At 61.1% G+C, this 17,931-nt stretch carries 18 protein-coding genes; 8 read left to right on the top strand and 10 right to left on the bottom strand.

The genetic code is table 11. The annotated features are described in order from the left end of the window. Positions 1–192 precede the first annotated feature (192 nt). Positions 193–1,917: an adenine deaminase gene (gene ade, locus Q0Z69_RS04655; RefSeq protein ID WP_298030117.1), complete on the top strand. Its 1,725-nt coding sequence runs from the start codon at positions 193–195 to the stop codon at positions 1,915–1,917. Between the two features lie 47 nt (positions 1,918–1,964). On the opposite strand, the gene Q0Z69_RS04650 is transcribed toward ade, so the two are convergent. Then, the gene (locus Q0Z69_RS04650; protein ID WP_298030116.1) at positions 1,965–2,210 is read right to left on the bottom strand and encodes a hypothetical protein; all 246 of its coding nucleotides are present in this window, start codon (positions 2,208–2,210) and stop codon (positions 1,965–1,967) included. An 89-nt stretch (positions 2,211–2,299) separates the two neighbouring features. On the opposite strand from Q0Z69_RS04650, the gene Q0Z69_RS04645 reads away from it, so the two are divergent. Then, on the top strand, positions 2,300–2,572 hold the full coding sequence (locus tag Q0Z69_RS04645; protein WP_298030114.1) for a helix-turn-helix domain-containing protein: 273 nt from the start codon (positions 2,300–2,302) through the stop codon (positions 2,570–2,572). A 31-nt stretch (positions 2,573–2,603) separates the two neighbouring features. Next, positions 2,604–2,864: a helix-turn-helix domain-containing protein gene (locus Q0Z69_RS04640; RefSeq protein ID WP_298030113.1), complete on the top strand. Its 261-nt coding sequence runs from the start codon at positions 2,604–2,606 to the stop codon at positions 2,862–2,864. Between the two features lie 71 nt (positions 2,865–2,935). Here the strand turns inward: Q0Z69_RS04640 and Q0Z69_RS04635 are convergent, their stop codons facing one another. Further along, positions 2,936–4,282 carry a hypothetical protein gene (locus Q0Z69_RS04635; protein WP_298030112.1) on the bottom strand — a complete coding sequence of 449 codons (1,347 nt, stop codon included), beginning with the start codon at positions 4,280–4,282 and terminating at the stop codon, positions 2,936–2,938. A gap of 121 nt (positions 4,283–4,403) precedes the next feature. Then, the gene (locus Q0Z69_RS04630) at positions 4,404–4,949 is read right to left on the bottom strand and encodes a cysteine hydrolase family protein (protein ID WP_298030111.1); all 546 of its coding nucleotides are present in this window, start codon (positions 4,947–4,949) and stop codon (positions 4,404–4,406) included. 192 nt (positions 4,950–5,141) lie between these two features. On the opposite strand from Q0Z69_RS04630, the gene Q0Z69_RS04625 reads away from it, so the two are divergent. The 3 genes from Q0Z69_RS04625 to Q0Z69_RS04615 all read left to right on the top strand — a co-directional run bounded on the left by Q0Z69_RS04625 (position 5,142) and on the right by Q0Z69_RS04615 (position 7,985). Then, positions 5,142–6,581 carry a sodium-dependent transporter gene (locus Q0Z69_RS04625; RefSeq protein ID WP_298030110.1) on the top strand — a complete coding sequence of 480 codons (1,440 nt, stop codon included), beginning with the start codon at positions 5,142–5,144 and terminating at the stop codon, positions 6,579–6,581. 152 nt (positions 6,582–6,733) lie between these two features. After that, on the top strand, positions 6,734–7,579 hold the full coding sequence (locus Q0Z69_RS04620) for an AraC family transcriptional regulator (RefSeq protein WP_298030109.1): 846 nt from the start codon (positions 6,734–6,736) through the stop codon (positions 7,577–7,579). Next, on the top strand, positions 7,563–7,985 hold the full coding sequence (locus Q0Z69_RS04615) for a DUF2000 domain-containing protein (RefSeq protein ID WP_298030108.1): 423 nt from the start codon (positions 7,563–7,565) through the stop codon (positions 7,983–7,985). The genes Q0Z69_RS04620 and Q0Z69_RS04615 overlap by 17 nt, the downstream gene beginning before the upstream one ends. Before the next feature lie 49 nt (positions 7,986–8,034). Here Q0Z69_RS04615 and Q0Z69_RS04610 read toward each other — a convergent pair whose 3' ends face one another. Then, positions 8,035–8,622: a helix-turn-helix domain-containing protein gene (locus Q0Z69_RS04610; RefSeq protein WP_298030106.1), complete on the bottom strand. Its 588-nt coding sequence runs from the start codon at positions 8,620–8,622 to the stop codon at positions 8,035–8,037. Positions 8,623–8,858: 236 nt separating this feature from the next. On the opposite strand from Q0Z69_RS04610, the gene Q0Z69_RS04605 reads away from it, so the two are divergent. Continuing rightward, positions 8,859–11,096, top strand: coding sequence for a hydratase (locus Q0Z69_RS04605; RefSeq protein WP_298030104.1), 2,238 nt, complete (start codon positions 8,859–8,861; stop codon positions 11,094–11,096). A gap of 34 nt (positions 11,097–11,130) precedes the next feature. Then, on the top strand, positions 11,131–12,348 hold the full coding sequence (locus Q0Z69_RS04600; protein ID WP_298030326.1) for an NADP-dependent isocitrate dehydrogenase: 1,218 nt from the start codon (positions 11,131–11,133) through the stop codon (positions 12,346–12,348). Positions 12,349–12,402: 54 nt separating this feature from the next. Here the strand turns inward: Q0Z69_RS04600 and Q0Z69_RS04595 are convergent, their stop codons facing one another. From Q0Z69_RS04595 to Q0Z69_RS04570, 6 genes are all read right to left on the bottom strand, one after another. Next, positions 12,403–13,185: a helix-turn-helix domain-containing protein gene (locus Q0Z69_RS04595; RefSeq protein WP_298030103.1), complete on the bottom strand. Its 783-nt coding sequence runs from the start codon at positions 13,183–13,185 to the stop codon at positions 12,403–12,405. Between the two features lie 55 nt (positions 13,186–13,240). Beyond that, positions 13,241–14,011: a helix-turn-helix domain-containing protein gene (locus tag Q0Z69_RS04590; protein ID WP_298030101.1), complete on the bottom strand. Its 771-nt coding sequence runs from the start codon at positions 14,009–14,011 to the stop codon at positions 13,241–13,243. A 99-nt stretch (positions 14,012–14,110) separates the two neighbouring features. Then, complete coding sequence (locus Q0Z69_RS04585) at positions 14,111–14,311, bottom strand: DUF6774 domain-containing protein (protein ID WP_298030099.1); 201 nt, start codon at positions 14,309–14,311, stop codon at positions 14,111–14,113. Positions 14,312–14,355: 44 nt separating this feature from the next. Further along, a complete protein-coding gene (locus tag Q0Z69_RS04580) occupies positions 14,356–15,570 on the bottom strand; it encodes a DUF2812 domain-containing protein (RefSeq protein ID WP_298030098.1) in 1,215 nt (404 codons plus the stop codon). Positions 15,571–15,583: 13 nt separating this feature from the next. Further along, positions 15,584–16,774 (bottom strand): DUF2812 domain-containing protein, encoded by a 1,191-nt coding sequence (locus tag Q0Z69_RS04575; RefSeq protein ID WP_298030096.1) that lies wholly within the window; start codon positions 16,772–16,774, stop codon positions 15,584–15,586. Between the two features lie 14 nt (positions 16,775–16,788). After that, a complete protein-coding gene (locus tag Q0Z69_RS04570) occupies positions 16,789–17,931 on the bottom strand; it encodes a DUF2812 domain-containing protein (protein ID WP_298030095.1) in 1,143 nt (380 codons plus the stop codon).

Raw genomic sequence — 17,931 nt, 5'->3', positions numbered from 1 at the left:
AGACATACTATACACGTTTTTCCCGGCTTTGTCAACTCATATGCAGCCCTTTGCGCGGAAAACGGCGCTTCCCAAAATTTTCTTTCCTTCCCCATAGACAAACGCCCGCTTTTAGCGTATACTTGCTCTAACGAAGTTATCAATTTTATTTATGCTTGTCATAAGTCAAAATAATGAAGGAGGAATGATCCCATGTCTGAGAGCTACGCGGGCAAGATCAACCGAAAGCTGCTGAAAAAGCGGCGCATCATCAACGCCGCCGCCGGCCGGGAGCCGGCGGACCTGGTCCTGAAAAATGCCGCCTATGTGAATGTGTTCTCCAACGAGATCTGTCACGCCGACATCGCCGTGGCAGAGGGGCTCATCGTGGGCATGGGCCGGTATTCCGGCAAGGTGGAGCACGACTGCGCCGGAAAGATCGTCCTCCCCGGCTTCCTGGACGCTCACATCCATCTGGAGAGCTCCCTGGTCTCCCCCACGGAGTTTGTGAAAGCCGTCCTGCCCCACGGCACCACCACCGTCATCACCGACCCCCACGAGATTGCCAACGTCATGGGAACCGACGGCATTGAGTACATGCTTCAGGCCACCGAGGACCTGCCGGTGGACGTGCGGTTCATGCTGCCCTCCTGCGTCCCGGCTACGCCCCTGGACGAGTCCGGCGCCGTGCTGGATTACCGGGCCATCGACAGCTTCTATGACCATCCCCGGGTCCAGGGCCTTGCTGAGATGATGAACTTCGTGGGCATCATCGCCGGAGACGACCAGCCGGTGGAAAAGATCGTGGCGGCCCAGGCCCACCACAAGAAGATCGACGGACACGCCCCGGATCTGGTGGACAACGACCTGAACGCCTATATCGCCGCCGGTGTCTACTCCGACCACGAGTGCCATGACTTGAACGACGCCATCGCCAAGCTGGAGCGCGGCCAGTTCATCATGATCCGGGAGGGTACCGCCGCCCGGAACCTGGAGGCCCTGACCCCCCTGCTGTGCGACAAGTATGCTGAGCGCTGCATGTTCTGCACCGACGACAAGCACCCCAATGACCTGCTGGAAAAAGGCCACATCGACTATATCGTAAAGAAGGCCATCAGTCTGGGCGTAGACCCCATCACCGCCGTGAAGGTAGCCTGCCACAACGCCGCCCGGTACTTCCTGCTGAACAACCGGGGCGCTATCGCGCCGGGCTATCTGGGAGACTTTGTGGTCATCGACAATTTCCAGGACTTCCACATCGAGAAGGTCTATAAAAAGGGCCAGCTTCTGGTGGAAAACGGCGTGGTGAAGGAATTCCCTGTCCCCCAGATCGAGCAGTACCTCACTGACCGCGCCCATGACACCTTCCATGTGGGGACCCTCACCGCCGAGGATTTCACCGATCACCGCCCCCGGGGCATCATCGGCATGGTGGACGGTGAGATCACCACGGTGGATGCCGGGTACTCCGACCGCATCGACGTGGAGTATGACATTCTGAAGATCGCCGTAGTGGAGCGCCACAAGAACACCCATCACATCGGCGTGGGCTTTATCCAGGGCTACGGATTGAAGTCCGGCGCGGTGGCCACCTCCATCTCCCACGACTCCCACAACATCATCGTAGTGGGCACCAACGAGGCCGACATGGCCGCCGCTGTGAACCGGGTGGTGGCGCTGAACGGCGGCATCGTTGTGTGGGACGGCGGCAAGGCTGCGGCGGAGGTCCCCCTGGCCATCGCCGGCATCATGAGCGACGAGCCGCTGGTGACCGTCAATGAAAAGCTGGAAACTGCCAAGGAGGTGGCCCACAGCCTAGGTGTGGGCCAGGGCATCGACCCCTTTATGACCCTGAGCTTCATGGCCCTGCCGGTGATCCCCTCTCTTCGCATCACTACAAGAGGCGTGTTCGACGTGACCAGCCAGAGCTATGTGTGACAACTGAGAAAAAGACCGGGCCGTGGAAGTTCCACGGCCCGCTTTCTTTAGAAATCATGACGGGAACCGCCGTTCGACCCCAGCCTTTCATAGACCTCCACGATCCGTTCGATCCGCTGGAAGCAGGACGGGTCATCCAGGGTGCAGTCGTCCAGGACCTCCCGAATTTCCCCCAGCGCCTGACAGCACCGCTCCCGCATCATCCGCTCCAGCATCTCTCCCCCACCGCTGATGGTCACCTGGGCGCCGTTGTCGATCAACAGCTTGGCCAATATTGTCAAGTTCGTTTCCATATCTGCTCCTCCATTTTAGTTTAAGACGAACTAATTGTAGGACACAATTCATGATAAAGTCAAGAAAATACTTCGTGTTGGAGTAAAACATGAACAAGTCCTATTTTTATGACCAATCCAATCTGATTTCCCAGAACCTGCGGCGTCTGCGCAGGGAGCGCGGCATGTCCCAGGAAGCCCTGGCCGCGCAAATGCAGCTCTTGGGCGTGGACATCAACCAGCGGCTCATTAGTAAGATTGAGCGCAACGAGCGTTTCGTGAAGGATTTTGAGCTGGTCTGTTTTTGCAGGGTGCTGAGCGTCACGGAACGGGATCTGCTCGCCGACTTTTATGAAACGCTTGATGTTGAGTGTCCACAGTAAAGTCAAATACGTCTTAACGTAAAGGTCGCCCATGAAAAAGCTGTCCTACAATGACAACAAGAATATCATCCACCGGCAGCTGCGGCACTATCGGGAGCTGCGTGGGCTCAGTCAGGAGCAGCTGGCCGCCAAGCTGCAAACGATGAACGTGAATATCGACCAGCAGATGATCAGCAAGATCGAGCACAACCAGCGGCTCGTCACAGATTACGAGCTGGCCTGTCTCTGCACAATTCTGAATGTCACGGAACGTGACCTGCCCTCCGACTTTTATCGATCTGTTGAACTATAAAAAACCACCCTGACGGGTGGTTTTTGCTTTCGTGTAAAGCGGGCCGTGGAAGTTCCATGGCCCGCTTCCGTTTATTGTTCCTTTTCCAGGGGCAGGTGGGAGACAAAATACCAGCTCCCGTCCGGCTGCTGCTCCAAAGTCAGCTCTGACCAGTCTCCGGTGAGGATCACCCGGTCTCCGTCCCTGCGGCCGGAAACGCAGCGGAAGGTCCCCGGCCCAAAGTCGCTGGTGAAGTTGTAATAGGCGTCGTACTCCTCAAGATAAAGCAGCGTCGGGCCGTTGTCGTTCACATGGGTCAGGTCCGCCGTGGTGATGCCCATGTATTTTTGCAGCGCCGCATCCACATCCGCCCGCCTGAATTTGTGAGTCGGACACGGAAGCGCATCAGGCTCAAAATAGCCCGTATGGGGCCAGTCCTCCAGCCGGGACAGGGCCTGCAGCTCCTCCGAATCGTCGGGCAGGACCTCCCCTGGCGAAAAGAGATACATGAACTCCCGGAAATCGATGTCCTCCGGCCTCTCGTAATAGGAGGTGAAGAAACAGCTGATCTGGGTCGCGTAAGTCACACGATCCACCGTATAAGTGGCCGCGAACGCCTCGTTCACCTGCTGGATCTCCTCCGCTGTCAGGGCATTGGGGTCCGCACGCTCCGGCACGGTCACCGCGCCTGTTTCATCCAGAGGCAAGTAGGACACGAACCGCCAGGTTCCATCGGGCTGCTCCTCCACTGTCAACTGGGCTTCTACCCTGACACCGGCGGTCCCCATAGGCGGAACATAATGCACTGGCCTGCCTTTTCCAGTCAGCCGGACAACGCTCCCCTCCCGGACGCCCTCCTGACATTCAAACCGCCCAGGGCCGAAATCACTGGTGTAATTGTAATAGGCATCATATTCCGGCACATAAAACAGCTTCTCCGCCCACTGTCCGGCCAGATCTGCTGTGGCAACGCCGGTATGCCGCTCCAAAAAAGCATCCACCTCCACCCGAGGGTAGCGGTGGATGGGAACGATCATTTCATCTACCGCCCACGCGCTCTGAAAAGGCCAGTCCGCCTGCTGTTTCAGGGCTTCAAACTCCGTCTGGCCCACTGGCTCCAGCTCCTGTCCCATACTGACCTCCTCCGTCACGAAGCAGTAGGCCAGAAAGGCAGACAGGTCGATATCCTCTGGGGCTGCATAGTAACAGGACAGCAGGCAGAGCAGGGAATTGGTCACTTCCACCCCATCCACCGTGGTGACAAAATCTGCAAATGCCTCATTGACCCGCTCGATCTCCTCCGCCGTCAAGGCGTTGGGGCCTTCCACAGTGGCTGGACCCTCCGGTTCCGCAGACGCCGGTCCCGTCTGCCCGCAGCCGCCCAGCAGCCCCAGCAGGCAGACCACCGCCAAAAGTGCCGTGATTTTGTGTTTTTTCATCGTTCAGCCTCCTTCGATCCTGTTTGATACCCTTGCTATCTAAATAGTAACAGGCGGCGGCTGAAAAATCGTTACAAACCAGTGACAATTCCATGACAATGGGTTACAAAACTTCAGCGTTTCACTCGTTTTCCACAGTGATCTGGCACATTTTCATGGCTTCCAGCGCGGTTCGGTGACTCTCGGGGCTCACGCCCGCGCAGCAGGCGGCGTCCACCGCGATCTCTGCCTCCGGCAGGAATGCCTTGATGAGCAAGGCATTGGAGATCACGCAGATATCCGTGCACAGGCCCACCAGCGTCACCTTTTCCACGCCAGGTTTCCCCTGTTTTTTCAGGTCCTCGTCCTGGGCCTTCAGCAGCGCCCCCAGATACCGGCTGCCGAAGGTGGGCTTGTCGATGGGATGCGCCCCGTACTCCCGGAGCTGCTCAATGATCTCCCAGCCCTCGGTCCCCTGGACGCAGTGGGCCACCGGCAGCTTCCGGCCCTCCTGGGTATCCAGGTAATCCGCCCCGTGGGTGTCCCGGGTGAAAAGGACCTTCTCACCGCTGTTGAGTCCATCCACTACCCGGCCCACCACATAGGGCACGATCTTCCGGGCCTCCGCCGTACCCAGCGCGCCGCTGACAAAGTCGTTCTGCATATCCACCACGATCAGAATATCCATGAAAATCACCTCCATCATTTTTTCTTATACTAGTATCGCATATTCTGCTGTAAAACGCAATCTTTTTGGGGAAAATGTGTTGACTTCCCCGCCGGCCTCCGTTACCATGAAAAGGTCCGGCAGCTGAGAAGGGGGAACGGTTCGTTCCTCCTTTTTATCCCCCGAACGGTTTGAAAAAAGAGAGGACATTTCATGAAGCGTGAAAATTTTAAGTCCCGGCTGGGCTTTCTGCTGGTGAGCGCCGGGTGCGCCATCGGCATCGGCAATGTATGGAAGTTCCCCTATGTCGCCGGGCAGAGCGGCGGCGGCGTGTTCGTGCTGTTCTACCTGCTGTTCCTCATCGCCATGGGCGTGCCGGTGCTGACCATGGAGCTGGCGGTGGGACGGGCCAGCCGGAAAAGCGCCGTGCTGGGCTACGAGGCCCTGGAGCCAAAGGGCAGCCGCTGGCACCTCCACGGCTGGTTCTGCGTCATCGGCTGCTACCTGCTGATGATGTTCTACACCACCGTCTCCGGCTGGATGCTGGGCTACTTCTTCAAATTTGCCGCAGGGTCCTTCAACGGTCTGGAGGGCGAAGCCATCGACAACATGTTCTTTCTCTCGACCCTGGGGGACCCGGGCGAAATGGCCCTGTGGATGGTGGTCACGGTGGTGGCGGGCATCCTGGTGTGCAGTTTCGGCCTGCAAAACGGTTTGGAGCGCATCACCAAGGTGATGATGCTGGGCCTGCTTGGATTGATCGTGGTGCTGGCGGTCCACAGCCTGCTGCTGCCCGGCGCAGCAGAGGGCGTCCGCTTCTATCTGCTGCCGGACTTTGACCGGGCCGCCGGAATGGGGCTGGGAAAGGTCATCACCGCCGCCATGAACCAGGCCTTCTTTACCCTGAGCCTGGGCATCGCCGCCATGGAGATCTTCGGCAGCTACATGTCCCGGGACAACACCCTCACCGGCGAGGCCATCCGCATCTGCTCGCTGGACACCTTCGTGGCCCTCATGAGCGGCCTCATCATCTTCCCCGCCTGTTTCAGCTTCGGCGTGCAGCCGGACTCCGGCCCCTCGCTGATCTTCATAACCCTGCCCAAGGTATTCGTCAACATGGCCGGGGGACGGCTGTGGGGCACGCTGTTCTTCCTGTTCATGACCTTCGCCAGTTTCTCCACCGTCATCGCTGTGTTCGAGAACCTGCTGGCCAGCTGTATCGACAACTTTGGCTGGTCCCGGAAAAAGGCGGCGGCCGTCAATCTGGTGCTGATCCTTATTGCCAGCATCCCCTGCGTGCTGGGCTACAACCTGTGGTACTTTGAGCTGCCGCTGCCCCACGGCGGCGTGGGCCAGGTGCTGGACATCGAGGATTTCCTGGTCAGCAATCTGCTGCTGCCTCTGGGCTCCCTCATCTACCTGCTGTTCTGCGTGACCAAATGGGGCTGGGGCTTTGACCGGTATCTGGAAGAGGCCAACACCGGCAGCGGCCTGAAAATGCCCCGGGCCTTCAAGCCCTATTTCCAGTTCGTGCTGCCCATCCTGATCCTGGCCATCCTGGTGCTGGGACTGCGCAGCATAGCCTGGCGGATCGGCGTCTGCGCCGTCGTGGCAGCCCTGATCTTCGTCATGGCCCGCCGTGAAAAAGCATGATATCCCGAAGGGACGGACGCGCCGCGTCTGTCCTTTCTCTCTATGCCGCGCTCATCCTACCCTCAGTGGACAAAGGATATTTTGAAGTTATTGTACAAGACTTTCGCCCCGCTTCCGTGGCATCATATACCCACAGCAAGGAGGAAAATCCCATGGAAAAAGCCGAAAAGGCCGTGGTGGCGGACCATGACCTGCGCATCGAAGCCTACCGCTTTCAGGGCCTGTCCCAGCCATTCTCCCTCCATTTCCACGCCCACTATGTGCTGGGCCTGGTGGAACGGGGCATACGGGACCTCACCTGCAAGGGACAAAAGACAGTGCTGCATCCCGGCCAGCTGTTCCTACTGAATCCCGGCGACAGCCACGCCTGCGCCCAATGCGGTGACGAGCCCCTGGACTACCGCAGTGTCACCATCCCCATCGAGACCATGACCGATCTGGTGAAGGAGCTGGCCGGGACCCACATCCTGCCAGTCTTTCCCGAGCCCGTGGCGAACGATCCGGAGCTGGCCTGCCAATTCCGGGCCTTTCACCAACTCCTGCTCTCCGGCGGCGGCAGATTTGAAAAGGAAGAGTCCCTGTTGCTGCTGGCGGGCCAGCTGCTGGAAAAGCATGGCCGGCTCTCACCCCCGCCGTCTCCGGAGTGCCGCCGGGAGATCCAGCGGGCCTGCGCATACATGGACCGGCATTTCGCGGAACGGGTCACCCTGGACCAGGTCTGCCGTCACGCCAGTCTCAGCAGATCGACCCTGCTGCGGGCCATGACCCGGGACCAGGGCATCACGCCCTACCGCTATCTGGAGGCCGTCCGCGTCAACGCCGCCAAGCGCCTGCTGGAGCAGGGCACATCTCCTCTGGAAGCCGCCCTGGAAACAGGCTTTTCCGACCAAAGCCATTTTACCAACCATTTCACCGCCGCCATCGGCGTGTCCCCCGGCGTGTACCGGGACATCTGCAAACGCGGCGGAAAAGGAGAACAGCATGGACGTTCAGAGTGAAAAATGCGTCATGATCCTGGACGAGGCCCTGCCCCTGGGCCTCGTCGCCAACACCGCCGCCATCCTGGGCATCACCCTGGGAAAGCACCTGCCGGAGGCCGTGGGAGCCGACGTGCGGGATGGCAGCGGCCACAGCCACCTGGGCATCATCGCCTTCCCCGTTCCCATCCTGCGGGGCAGTGCGGCGCAGATCAAGGCGCTGCGGGAAAGGCTCTATGACCCGGTCTACGCCGGCTTGACCGTGGCGGACTTCTCCGATTTCGCCCAGGTCTGCAAGACCTATGACGAATTCACCGGCGGCCTGCGGGCCGTGCCGGAGTCGGACCTCCGCTATCTGGGTCTGGCCATCTGCGGCGGCAAAAAGCAGGTCAACAAGCTGACCGGCAGCCTGCCCCTGCTGCGGTGATCCGGACAAAACGCCTTCGCTGGCTATGCCAGCGAAGGCGTTTTGTCATTCACAGCTTCACCTCGAACAGCCCGTCCCGGCTGCAGCATAGATACAGCTTTCCGCCGCCCCGCAGCTGGGGGATCCGAAGCTCCCCGCCCTGCTCCGGATACAGCCGCGCCAAAAGAACACGGTCTAAGGTCATACAGGCTGCGAAGCGGATAAAGTGGTCTTTTTCCATGGGGTGGTCAAAGGTAATATACCAGTCCTCTTCCACCTCCGTCACCCGCACTGCGTGGTCCTTGTCCGCTGGCTTTGCCGCCAGCGGCTCCAGCTTTCGGCCGCAGCAGTGCAGCTCTCCGCCGCCGGACGCGGTCAAAAGATTGCCGCAGTCCGGACACACATAAAATTTCAGTCGTTTCATATTTCCAGCCTCCAGAGGGTCCGGCATCAGATCTCCGGCCAGCAGCCGCGTCAAACTGACCCCGAAAAATCGGGCCAGCACGGGCAGCAGGCTGACCTCCGGGCCGCCCAGTCCCCGCTCCCACTTGCTCACCGCCTGAGGGCTGACCCCCAGCGCCTCCGCCGCTTGGGCCTGGGTCAGCCGCCGCTCCTGGCGCAGGGCGCGGAGCAGCGCGCCGGTCTGTCTGTTGTCCATATCGCTCACCTCTCCCACAGTGTATCCCAACTTTTCCTCTTTCGCAAGCAACGCTCCGTTTACATGACAGCGCATGTGCAAAAACTTGCTGATTTTTTGGTGTTTTCTTGTTCAGTCCGCCAAATCTGCAAGTTCATATTTCTTTTCTTGCAAAATTGCTTTTCAATTCTTTCGTGGTATGCTATATTAAACTGCAAGAATCGCGGGCGTCCCCGCGCCACACAGGAGGAACTTTCATGATCGCTCTGCATGACCACAGTGTCTTTCTGACCAACGGTGTCCCCTGCGCCGAAGCCCCCATCCCCCCAGAGGAAGGCCGCCGCCAGACCATGGCCTGGTCCATTCTTCAGGCCCATAACACCAGCGGAGACCCGGCGCGGCTGAAGATCCGCTTTGACGCCATGGTGTCCCACGACATCACCTATGTGGGCATCATCCAGCAGGCCCGGGCCTCCGGCATGAAGGAGTTCCCCATCCCCTATGCCCTGACAAACTGCCACAACAGCCTCTGCGCCGTGGGCGGCACTATCAACGAAGACGACCATGTATTCGGCCTCTCCGCCGCCAGGAAGTACGGCGGCATTTACGTCCCCGCCAACCAGAGCGTCATCCACTCCTATGCAAGAGAGCAGATGGCGGGCTGCGGAAAGATGATCTTAGGCTCTGACTCCCATACTCGGTACGGGGCTCTTGGCACCATGGCCGTTGGAGAGGGCGGTCCGGAGCTGGCCAAGCAGCTTTTGAAAAACACCTGGGATGTGAACTATCCCAAGGTGGTGCTGGTGTATCTCACCGGGACTCCCCGCCAGGGCGTGGGTCCTCACGACGTGGCCATCGCTCTGGTGAAGGCCACCTTCGCCGGCGGTTTCGTCAACAACTGCGTGCTGGAGTTCGCCGGTCCCGGCATCGCGAACCTGCCCATCGACTTCCGGAACGGCATTGACGTGATGACCACTGAGACCACCTGCCTCTCCTCCATTTGGGAGACCGATGGTGAGACGAAGGGCTTTTACGACGCCCATCGGCGCCCGGATGACTATAAGGAACTGCATCCCGGCGACGGCGCCTGGTATGATAAGTACATCGAGATCGACCTCTCTCAGGTAGAGCCGATGATCGCCCTGCCCTTCCACCCCTCCAACGCCTGGACCATCCGGGAGTTTTTGGACAATGCCCCGGAGCTGCTGGCGAAGGTGGAAGCCGACGCCCGGAACCGCTATCCCAAGGCGGACGTCCATCTGACACAGAAGATCCGCGACGGCGGCGTCTGGGCGGACCAGGGCGTCATCGCCGGATGCGCCGGGGGGCTTTTTGACAACATCGTCGAGGCGGCGGACATTCTCCGCTGCCAGAGCTGCGGCAATGGTTACTTTACTTTGGATGTGTACCCCACCAGCGTGCCCGTCAGCCTGGAGCTGACGAAGATCGGAGCCACGGAGGATCTTCTGCGAAGCGGCGCCATCATCAAGCCCAGCTTCTGCGGCCCCTGCTTCGGTGCGGGGGACGTGCCCGCCCACAATGGCCTCTCCCTGCGGCACACCACCCGCAACTTCCCCAACCGGGAGGGCTCCAAGCCCGGCGAGGGCCAGTTTGCCGCCGTGTGCCTGATGGACGCCCGGTCCATTGCCGCTACCGCCGCCAACGGGGGCAGGATCACCCCTGCCGATGAGCTGGGCTATGAGGCCGCCCGGTGTCCCTATCACTACGACAGGAGCGTATATGACCGGCGGGTCTACAACGGCTTCGGCAGCCCCCACCCGGAGGAAGAGCTGATCATGGGGCCCAACATCACTGACTGGCCGAAGATGCGGCCCCTGGCGGAAAACCTGCTGGTGGAGCTGGCGGCGGTGCTCCACGATCCCGTCACCACCACCGACGAGCTGATTCCCTCCGGCGAGACCTCCAGCTACCGCTCCAATCCCCTGCGGCTGGCGGAGTTCACCCTCTCCCGCCGGGAACCGGCCTATGTGGGCAGGGCCAAGGCCGTGGCCGCCATGGAGGCAGAGCGGCTGGCGGGCCAGGCTCCGGAAAAGCTGAAGGCTGTGCTTTCCAAGGTCGGTGACGCGGACGCGCTGCTGGGCAGCACCCAGTTCGGCTCCTGCGTGTTTGCCAACAAGCCCGGTGACGGCTCCGCCCGGGAGCAGGCCGCCTCCTGCCAGAAGGTGCTGGGCGGCTTCGCCAATATCTGCTACGAATACGCTACGAAGCGCTACCGCTCCAACTGCATCAACTGGGGCATCCTGCCCTTCACTATTGACAAGGAAGTTTCCTTTACATATGTTCCCGGTGACTGCGTGTTTGTCCCCAACATCCGCACCGCCATTGAGACCGGCACAGAGGACATCCCGGCCAAGGTCATTCGGACGGACGGCACCATGGAGGACATCCTGCTCCATGTCAAGGGTCTGACAGCGGACGAAAAGGAGATCATCCTGGACGGCTGCCTGATGAACTATTATGCAAAGCGTTCTTAATATGATGTCTCCAATCTGAAAACGAGGTTTTATGATGGAAAAAATTCGCATGACCACGCCGCTTGTCGAGATGGACGGCGACGAGATGACCCGGGTCCTGTGGGGCTGGATCAAGGAAAAGCTGATCCTCCCCTTCGTGGACCTGAAAACGGAGTACTACGACCTAGGGCTGCTCCACCGCAATGAAACAAAAGACCAGGTGACCATCGACGCGGCCAACGCCACGAAGCGGCTGGGCGTTGCTGTAAAGTGCGCCACCATCACACCAAACCGGCAGCGAATGGAGGAGTATCCGGAGCTGACAGAGATGTGGAAGTCCCCCAACGGCACCATCCGGGCCATTCTGGACGGCACCGCTTTCCGGGCGCCCATCGTCCTCAGCTGTATCAAGCCGGTAGTGAAAAACTGGGAGGCCCCCATCACCATCGCCCGCCACGCCTACGGCGACATGTACAAGGCCGTGGACATGACCACGGAGGAGCCGGGAACGGCCACTCTCACCTTCCAGGGCGAGAGCGGCGCCGAAAAAACGCTGACGGTCCAGACCGTGGACGGCCCCGCCGTGTGGCAGGGCCAGCACAACAAGGAGTCCAGCATTCGGGCCTTTGCCAAGAGCTGCTTCCAGTACGCCATCGATACGAAGCAGGACCTGTGGTTCTCCACCAAGGATACCATCTCCAAGGTCTATGACGGGGAGTTCAAGCGGATCTTTGAGGCGGAATACGAGACAACCTACAAACCGGAATTTGAAAAGCTGGGCATCACCTATTTCTACACCCTCATCGATGACGCGGTGGCCCGCGTCATCCGCTCCAAAGGCGGCTTCATCTGGGCGCTGAAAAACTATGACGGCGACGTGATGAGCGACATGGTGGCCACGGCCTTCGGCAGTCTTGCCATGATGACCAGCGTGCTGGTGTCCCCCGACGGCACCATGGAGTTCGAGGCCAGCCACGGCACCGTAACCCGCCACTATTACCGCTGGCAAAAGGGCGAAAAGACCTCCACCAATCCCATCGCCACCATCTTCGCCTGGTCCGGCGCCCTCAAGCGCCGGGGGGAGCTGGACGGCCTTCCGGACCTGGTGAAATTCGGCCAGGCCCTGGAGGCAGCGTCGCTGGAAACCCTGGAGAGCGGCGTAATGACCAAGGACCTCGTCGGCCTGGTGGAACCGGGCTTCCGGGCCACCGGCGTGGACAGTGAGGAATTTTTGGATGCCATCGCCGAAAGGCTGGCCGATAAACTGGCATGACCCATATGAAAACCAAAGAGGCCGCGCATCCCAAGGATGCGCGGCCTCTTTCTTTCAAAATTGGTTGGAGAACACCGGGCGGATGGAATAGTAATAGCCAGACAGCAGCAGCGGCACATAGGCTGCATCAGTGGCGATGACGGTACCGTCCTCCAGCCGCAGACCAAAGGACTGCATGCTCTCCGTGATGTAGAGCATCCGCTCCACGCCTAAGGCACAGAATTCCCCCGGCCGGTAATACAGAATATCCTGATAGCCCCCAACCTCCATGGCATCCCAGCGGATGCGGGCCTCCACCCTTTCCCGGCAGGTGGCTTCCACACAGCCGATGGCGAACCGGCCCACGAAGGACTTGTCTCCCAGGATCTGCCGGGTACCGTCGATGGTGATCTCGGTCTCCCCCGCCGGTTCGCCCTCTGGGGTATAGACCGTGGCTGTCATCGTCAGGGAGACCGGACGCAGAAATACTCCGGCTCGGTCCAGGATGCCGAACAGCACAAATCCGGCCAGCGCCAGGGCTGTCAGGGTCCCAAGGATCTGCCCCCACCGCCGGCGGGTCTTTTCCCTGGCCTGCCGGGCCAGCAGGGCGACCGCCCTTCGCACGGTCAGCTCCGGCTCCGCCGTCTCCTGCTCCTCTCCCCGCAGCAGGTTCAAAACCGTCAGGCCCAGCGCGTCCGCCAGAGGCTCCAGCAGGCTCACATCGGGAAAGCCCGCGCCACGCTCCCATTTTGAGACGGCCCGGTCAGACACATGGAGCGTCCGGGCCAGCTCCTTCTGGGTCAGCCCCTTTTCCCTTCGGGCGGAAGCGATCAATTCGCCTGTCTTTTCTCTATCCATCGTTGATCTCCCTAAAAAAGCATCTCAGAGCGGTCCCCATGCAGGGCGGTTTCGGCTATTTTGCGTTTGGGAGCGGCGTGCCATCATACGTCTCCACATACCGCTCATACATGGCCGGCGATGTTGCGACGATCCGGCCATCCGTCATATTGAACGCAAATTCCCTCATGAAAAACGTCAGGCAAAAATTATTGCCGATGAAAGGCCGGTCCGTTTTAAAAATATTGTCCGTCCATCTTCTCGACGCGGCATGGGCCAGTCCTTCGGACGTGATGGGGATCTTGAACCGCAGTCTCCGTTCCGGCTCCATGGAGATCCTGTCCAGCGGAAGATGAAATTTTCCCCAATAGGATGGACCGGACAGGCTGAGGCGGATGCTGCCCTCCACCTGGACCTCCGTGGCGGAAGTCTGCACGCCGTTTTCATAGATGCCGGCCAACGCCGTGTGCTTGATCGGGATCCGCAGAAAGCCCACGAGAAACAGGACGGCGACCATTACGGCAAGCAATCCGCAGAGCAGCCATTTCGCCTGCCGTTCCTCTTTTTGATTCAGCCTCTGTTTCTCCTGGAAGGCGTCCAGCGCCTCCCGCACGGCTGTGTCGGTATCCTCCTCCGGCCTTCGCTCGCCCCGCAGCAGGTCCAAAACCGTCAGGCCCAGCGCGTCCGCCAGAGGCTCCAGCAAACTCACATCGGGAAAGCCCGCGCCACGCTCCCACTTGCTCACCGCCCGGTCAGACACGTGGAGCGCCCGGGCCAGCTCCTTCTGGGTCAGCCCCTTTTCCCTTCGAGCGGAGGCGATCAATCCGCCCGTCTTTTCTCTGTTCATTTCGCATCACCCGGGAAGCAGTATACCAAAACCGCCCCTATCCCGCAACAAACGCTCCGTGGATTGCGCGATTTTCGCGCTCCACGCTTCACTCTCCCCCTAAAGAGCCGTCAGGTCAGCGGCGGCCGCATCACCAGCGGCGGTATTCTGGTCCAGGTTCTGAAGGGCCGAGATCACCGACAGCGTGGTTCCCAGCTGGGTGAAGAGCAGAGCCACTCGATTCAACTCCTCCGGAGTCAAACTCTGGGCTATGGCCACTGCGGCGGCGTGTACGCCGGTAGTCCACTCGATGGCGTCCATGGCATCTCCCCCCCTCCTTCCACTCTATGAGGCTGGGGGAGCTTTTATTTTCCCAGCAAAGACGCCAGATACCCCTCCGCCGTCCGCAGGTCCGTGGGGCCGCTGTATTTCAGATATAGAACGCACCGCCCCCGGACCGCTATGACGGTCTGCCAGCCATCCTCAGCCTGCCGCAGCCAGAAGCTGTCCAGCACATCCGACGCCTGCTCCGTCATCGGCGTTTTCACATCCGTCTCTGTCTTGCCCAAGTGTCCGCACCACTCCAGCATGTCCCGCTCCAGAACAGGAGCCAGCCCGGGGACCAGCAGGCGAAAATAAGCGGTCTCCGCATAGCTCTCCTCCTGTGAGCCGGCCAGAGGTTCCGATATCTGGGTACACCAGTACATCCGGGGCGCCAGCTCGTGGATCTTGGTCTTGACCGTTATATACTCCACGCGCTCCTCAGGAACACCGTCCAAGGCCCGCAGGTCCACATAGACCACCCCCGGCTTGGGAACGCCGTCCTCGCCGCACGCACTCCATGCAAAAACGGGGTCGGTCCCTATGAATACGCTGCCCCAGGCAATGATGCAGATAAGTCTCATAAGCATCCAAGCCGCGAACAGGCCGCAAATGACCTGGCTCATCCGCTTCTTCCAAAGGAAGCGCCGGGACCGCTTCACCGGTATCCCGGTTTTCAGGGCCCGCAGCTGTATCCACGCAGCGTGGATGTCCAGTACCTCTACGGCCAGGGCCAGAAGATACAGCAGGCAGACGGTCAGCAGCATCAGCGCCGGCCGTATTGCCAGCGTCTCCCACAGCGAGTTCCACTCCTCACGAGTCAGCACGACCGCCGCAAGCAGCACGAGCATCAGGATAACCAACGCTTCCACAAGCATACGCCGCTTCAGATAACGACAGCCCTCTCCCTGGACGATCGGGTCCGTTTCCAGCTCCGGGGCCGATGGGTCGTCGCACCGCCAGACGTGGTAGAGCTTCCCCAGCGTGGTCACATACTCCCAGCCCAGGTCGTGATAGATCTGGACCCACTCCTGGTCCGGCGCTTTTTCCCGCTTCAGCAGGGGCTTCAGCCGGTAGCGGACCCCGGGGGACGGCGCTTCCCTGTCGAAGTGCCCGTAATGTCCCCGGAAGCCCACCAGGCGGTAGCCCTCCCGGCCCCGCGTTTCCAGCCAGCTCTCGATGACCGCCGCATCATAAATCCCGACGGGCTGCATCTCCTTATATTCGGCTTCTCTGACCGGGTCGTCTCTGCGCCGCATACGCACCCTCCTTTCATGGCCGCGCCGCCAGCACGGCGGCGTATGCCTCCGCATGGTTCCGCAGGTCCGTGGGACCCTCGTACTGCAAGAGCAGCACCTCCCGGCCCAGGCGGGCCACGGCGTATTGGGTCTCGTAGTCCTCCCGGACCCACCAGAATCCATCCAGCGCCTCAGACGGCACCTGTTCCATGGCCCCATAGGGGGAGACCCCCAGGGAACCGGACCGGCCCTGGACCAGTTCCTTCGCCAGCTGCCGGGCCAAGCCCTGGGTCAGCATCCGGTAATAGGTGGTCACCATCCCGGCCTCCACATCCCGGGAGCTTCCCCGCCACGGTCCAAGGGCTAGCTGCCGGGTCTCATACATCCGGGGGCACAGCTCGTGGATCTTGGTGCGGCAGCCCCAGAACTCCGTGTCCGCCGCCCCCTCCGTCTCCCGCAGGTCCACATAGACCACATCGGACCTGACGGAATCGCTGTGCTTTTGGATGTCCCTGCCCTCATCCCAGCCGAAGAGGCCGCCGAAAATCCAGATCACGATCAGGCAGACCACCATGGCAAACATGACCTGCCCCAGCCGCCGCTGGGCCCGGTAGGGCGCGGGCCGCTCCAGGGGGATGCCGGTCCGCAGGCGGTGGAGCAGGCGGCGCATGGTCCGCCATTCCTGAACCGCCAAAACCGCCGAACCCAGAAACAGCAAGATATAGAGGAGCCCTTCTCCCGGCGCACGCCGGGCTATCGTATCCAGCAGCGGCGTGCGGTCCACGGAGTTGCCCCACAGCAGAAGGCCGATCAGCACCGCCAGAAGCGCCAGCGATCCCAAAAAGCTGCGGCCCATCCGCCGCCGGACACAGCGCCAGCCCTCCGCCTGGACCACCGGGTCCGTGTCCAGCTCCGGGGCGGCAGGGTCGTCGCACCGCCAGACGCAGAAGATGTCAGCGCAGGTCGTCACATAGTCCCAGCCCAGGGCGGCGTAGGCCTCGATCCGCTCCGGGGTTGGCTTCTTTTCCCTGCGGGGCATAGGCTCCATGCGGTAGCGGCACTCTCGGGGTTCCCCCTTTTTGAAGCAGCCTTTCCAGCCGGTGGAGCCGGTGAGGAACCAGCCCTCACGGGCCATGTCCTCCAGCCAGGTCTCGTTGGCGGCCACGTCGTAGGTGTTGACGGGCCAGACCTCTTTGCACTCGGTGATCTCAAACAGTTCGTCCATGGTCTCTTGCCTCCCTATTGAAACTCCGCCAGCACGGCGGCGTATTCCGCCACACGGTCCCGCAGGTCCCCGCAGTTCCGGGCGGAGATATCCCACACCTGGGGACCCAGCCGCAGCGTCAATAGCTGCCATCCGTCCCCGGTGTCCGTCAGCCAGCACCCATCCAGGTCCGGCGCTTCCAGCATGGTGACGGCCCAGCCCTGGTCCCGGTAGCCTGCCAGGATGCTGTCCACCAGCCGCGGGGCGTGCCAGGGCAGCCGCAGGCGGTAATACCGCCCCTCGCTGAAGGGGTACTCCTCCATCTCCGCCGCTTCCAGTACCTCCTGGGAATACCTCCCATCCTCAAAAGTCCACCACTGCTCCGCCGTCAGCCAGTTCTTCCAGCGGATGGCCCGCATATCCTCTGGCTCCAGCAGCGCCACGCAGGGTACCGGCTCCGCGAAGCTGTCCAGCGGCTGCGGCGTCCAGGAATTGGGCTGGGCGATGTCGGCGATCTGTGCCGCCAAAAAGCATATGTAGCTCACCGCCATGACGCAGCTCAAGGCCCTGGAAAACCGATACGGCCCCCGGTGCTCCACCGGGACCCCTGCCCGCAGTGTGCGAAGGAACCGCCGCAGCGCCCACGCCTGCCGGAATGTCTGCCACAGGAGGAAGAAAAAGGCGAATCCGACTGCCGCCGTGATGGCGGCGGGCCTCCAGCTCTCCACCTGCTGCCGGAAGTAGTCCGGGCCGCTCAGCAGCGGCAGGGCCGCCAGCAGCACCAGGAGCGCCAGAGAGACCAGAAGCGCCAGAATATTGACCCGCCGCAGTGCGCGGCGCAGCCGGTCATAGGCCCTGGCCTCAGTCTCCGGCTCCGTGTGCAGCTCCGGGGCGGCGGGGTCATCGCACCGCCAGACGTACATGGTCTTTCCGGCGGTGGTCACATACTCCCATCCCAGGGAGCGGTACACCTCTCTTTGTGCCGCGTCCGGGTACTCAGCCTTGACCGCCATCGGCTCCAGCCGGTAGCGGATGGCCTTCGGCTCGCCTTTGGTAAACCATGCCAGGGCAAAGATGCCGCTCCAATACGCCGAGAGGAAGCGGCCCCTGGCAGCCATATCCTCCAGCCACGCCTGCTGGGCGGGCACATCATAGATCGAAATGGGCGCGATCCGCAT

This window comes from uncultured Dysosmobacter sp., from assembly GCF_947631165.1.
In the GTDB taxonomy this organism is placed as follows: domain Bacteria; phylum Bacillota; class Clostridia; order Oscillospirales; family Oscillospiraceae; genus Oscillibacter.
The sequence above is the reverse complement of the archived record's forward strand: the minus strand, read 5'-3'. Positions and strand labels throughout refer to the sequence as shown.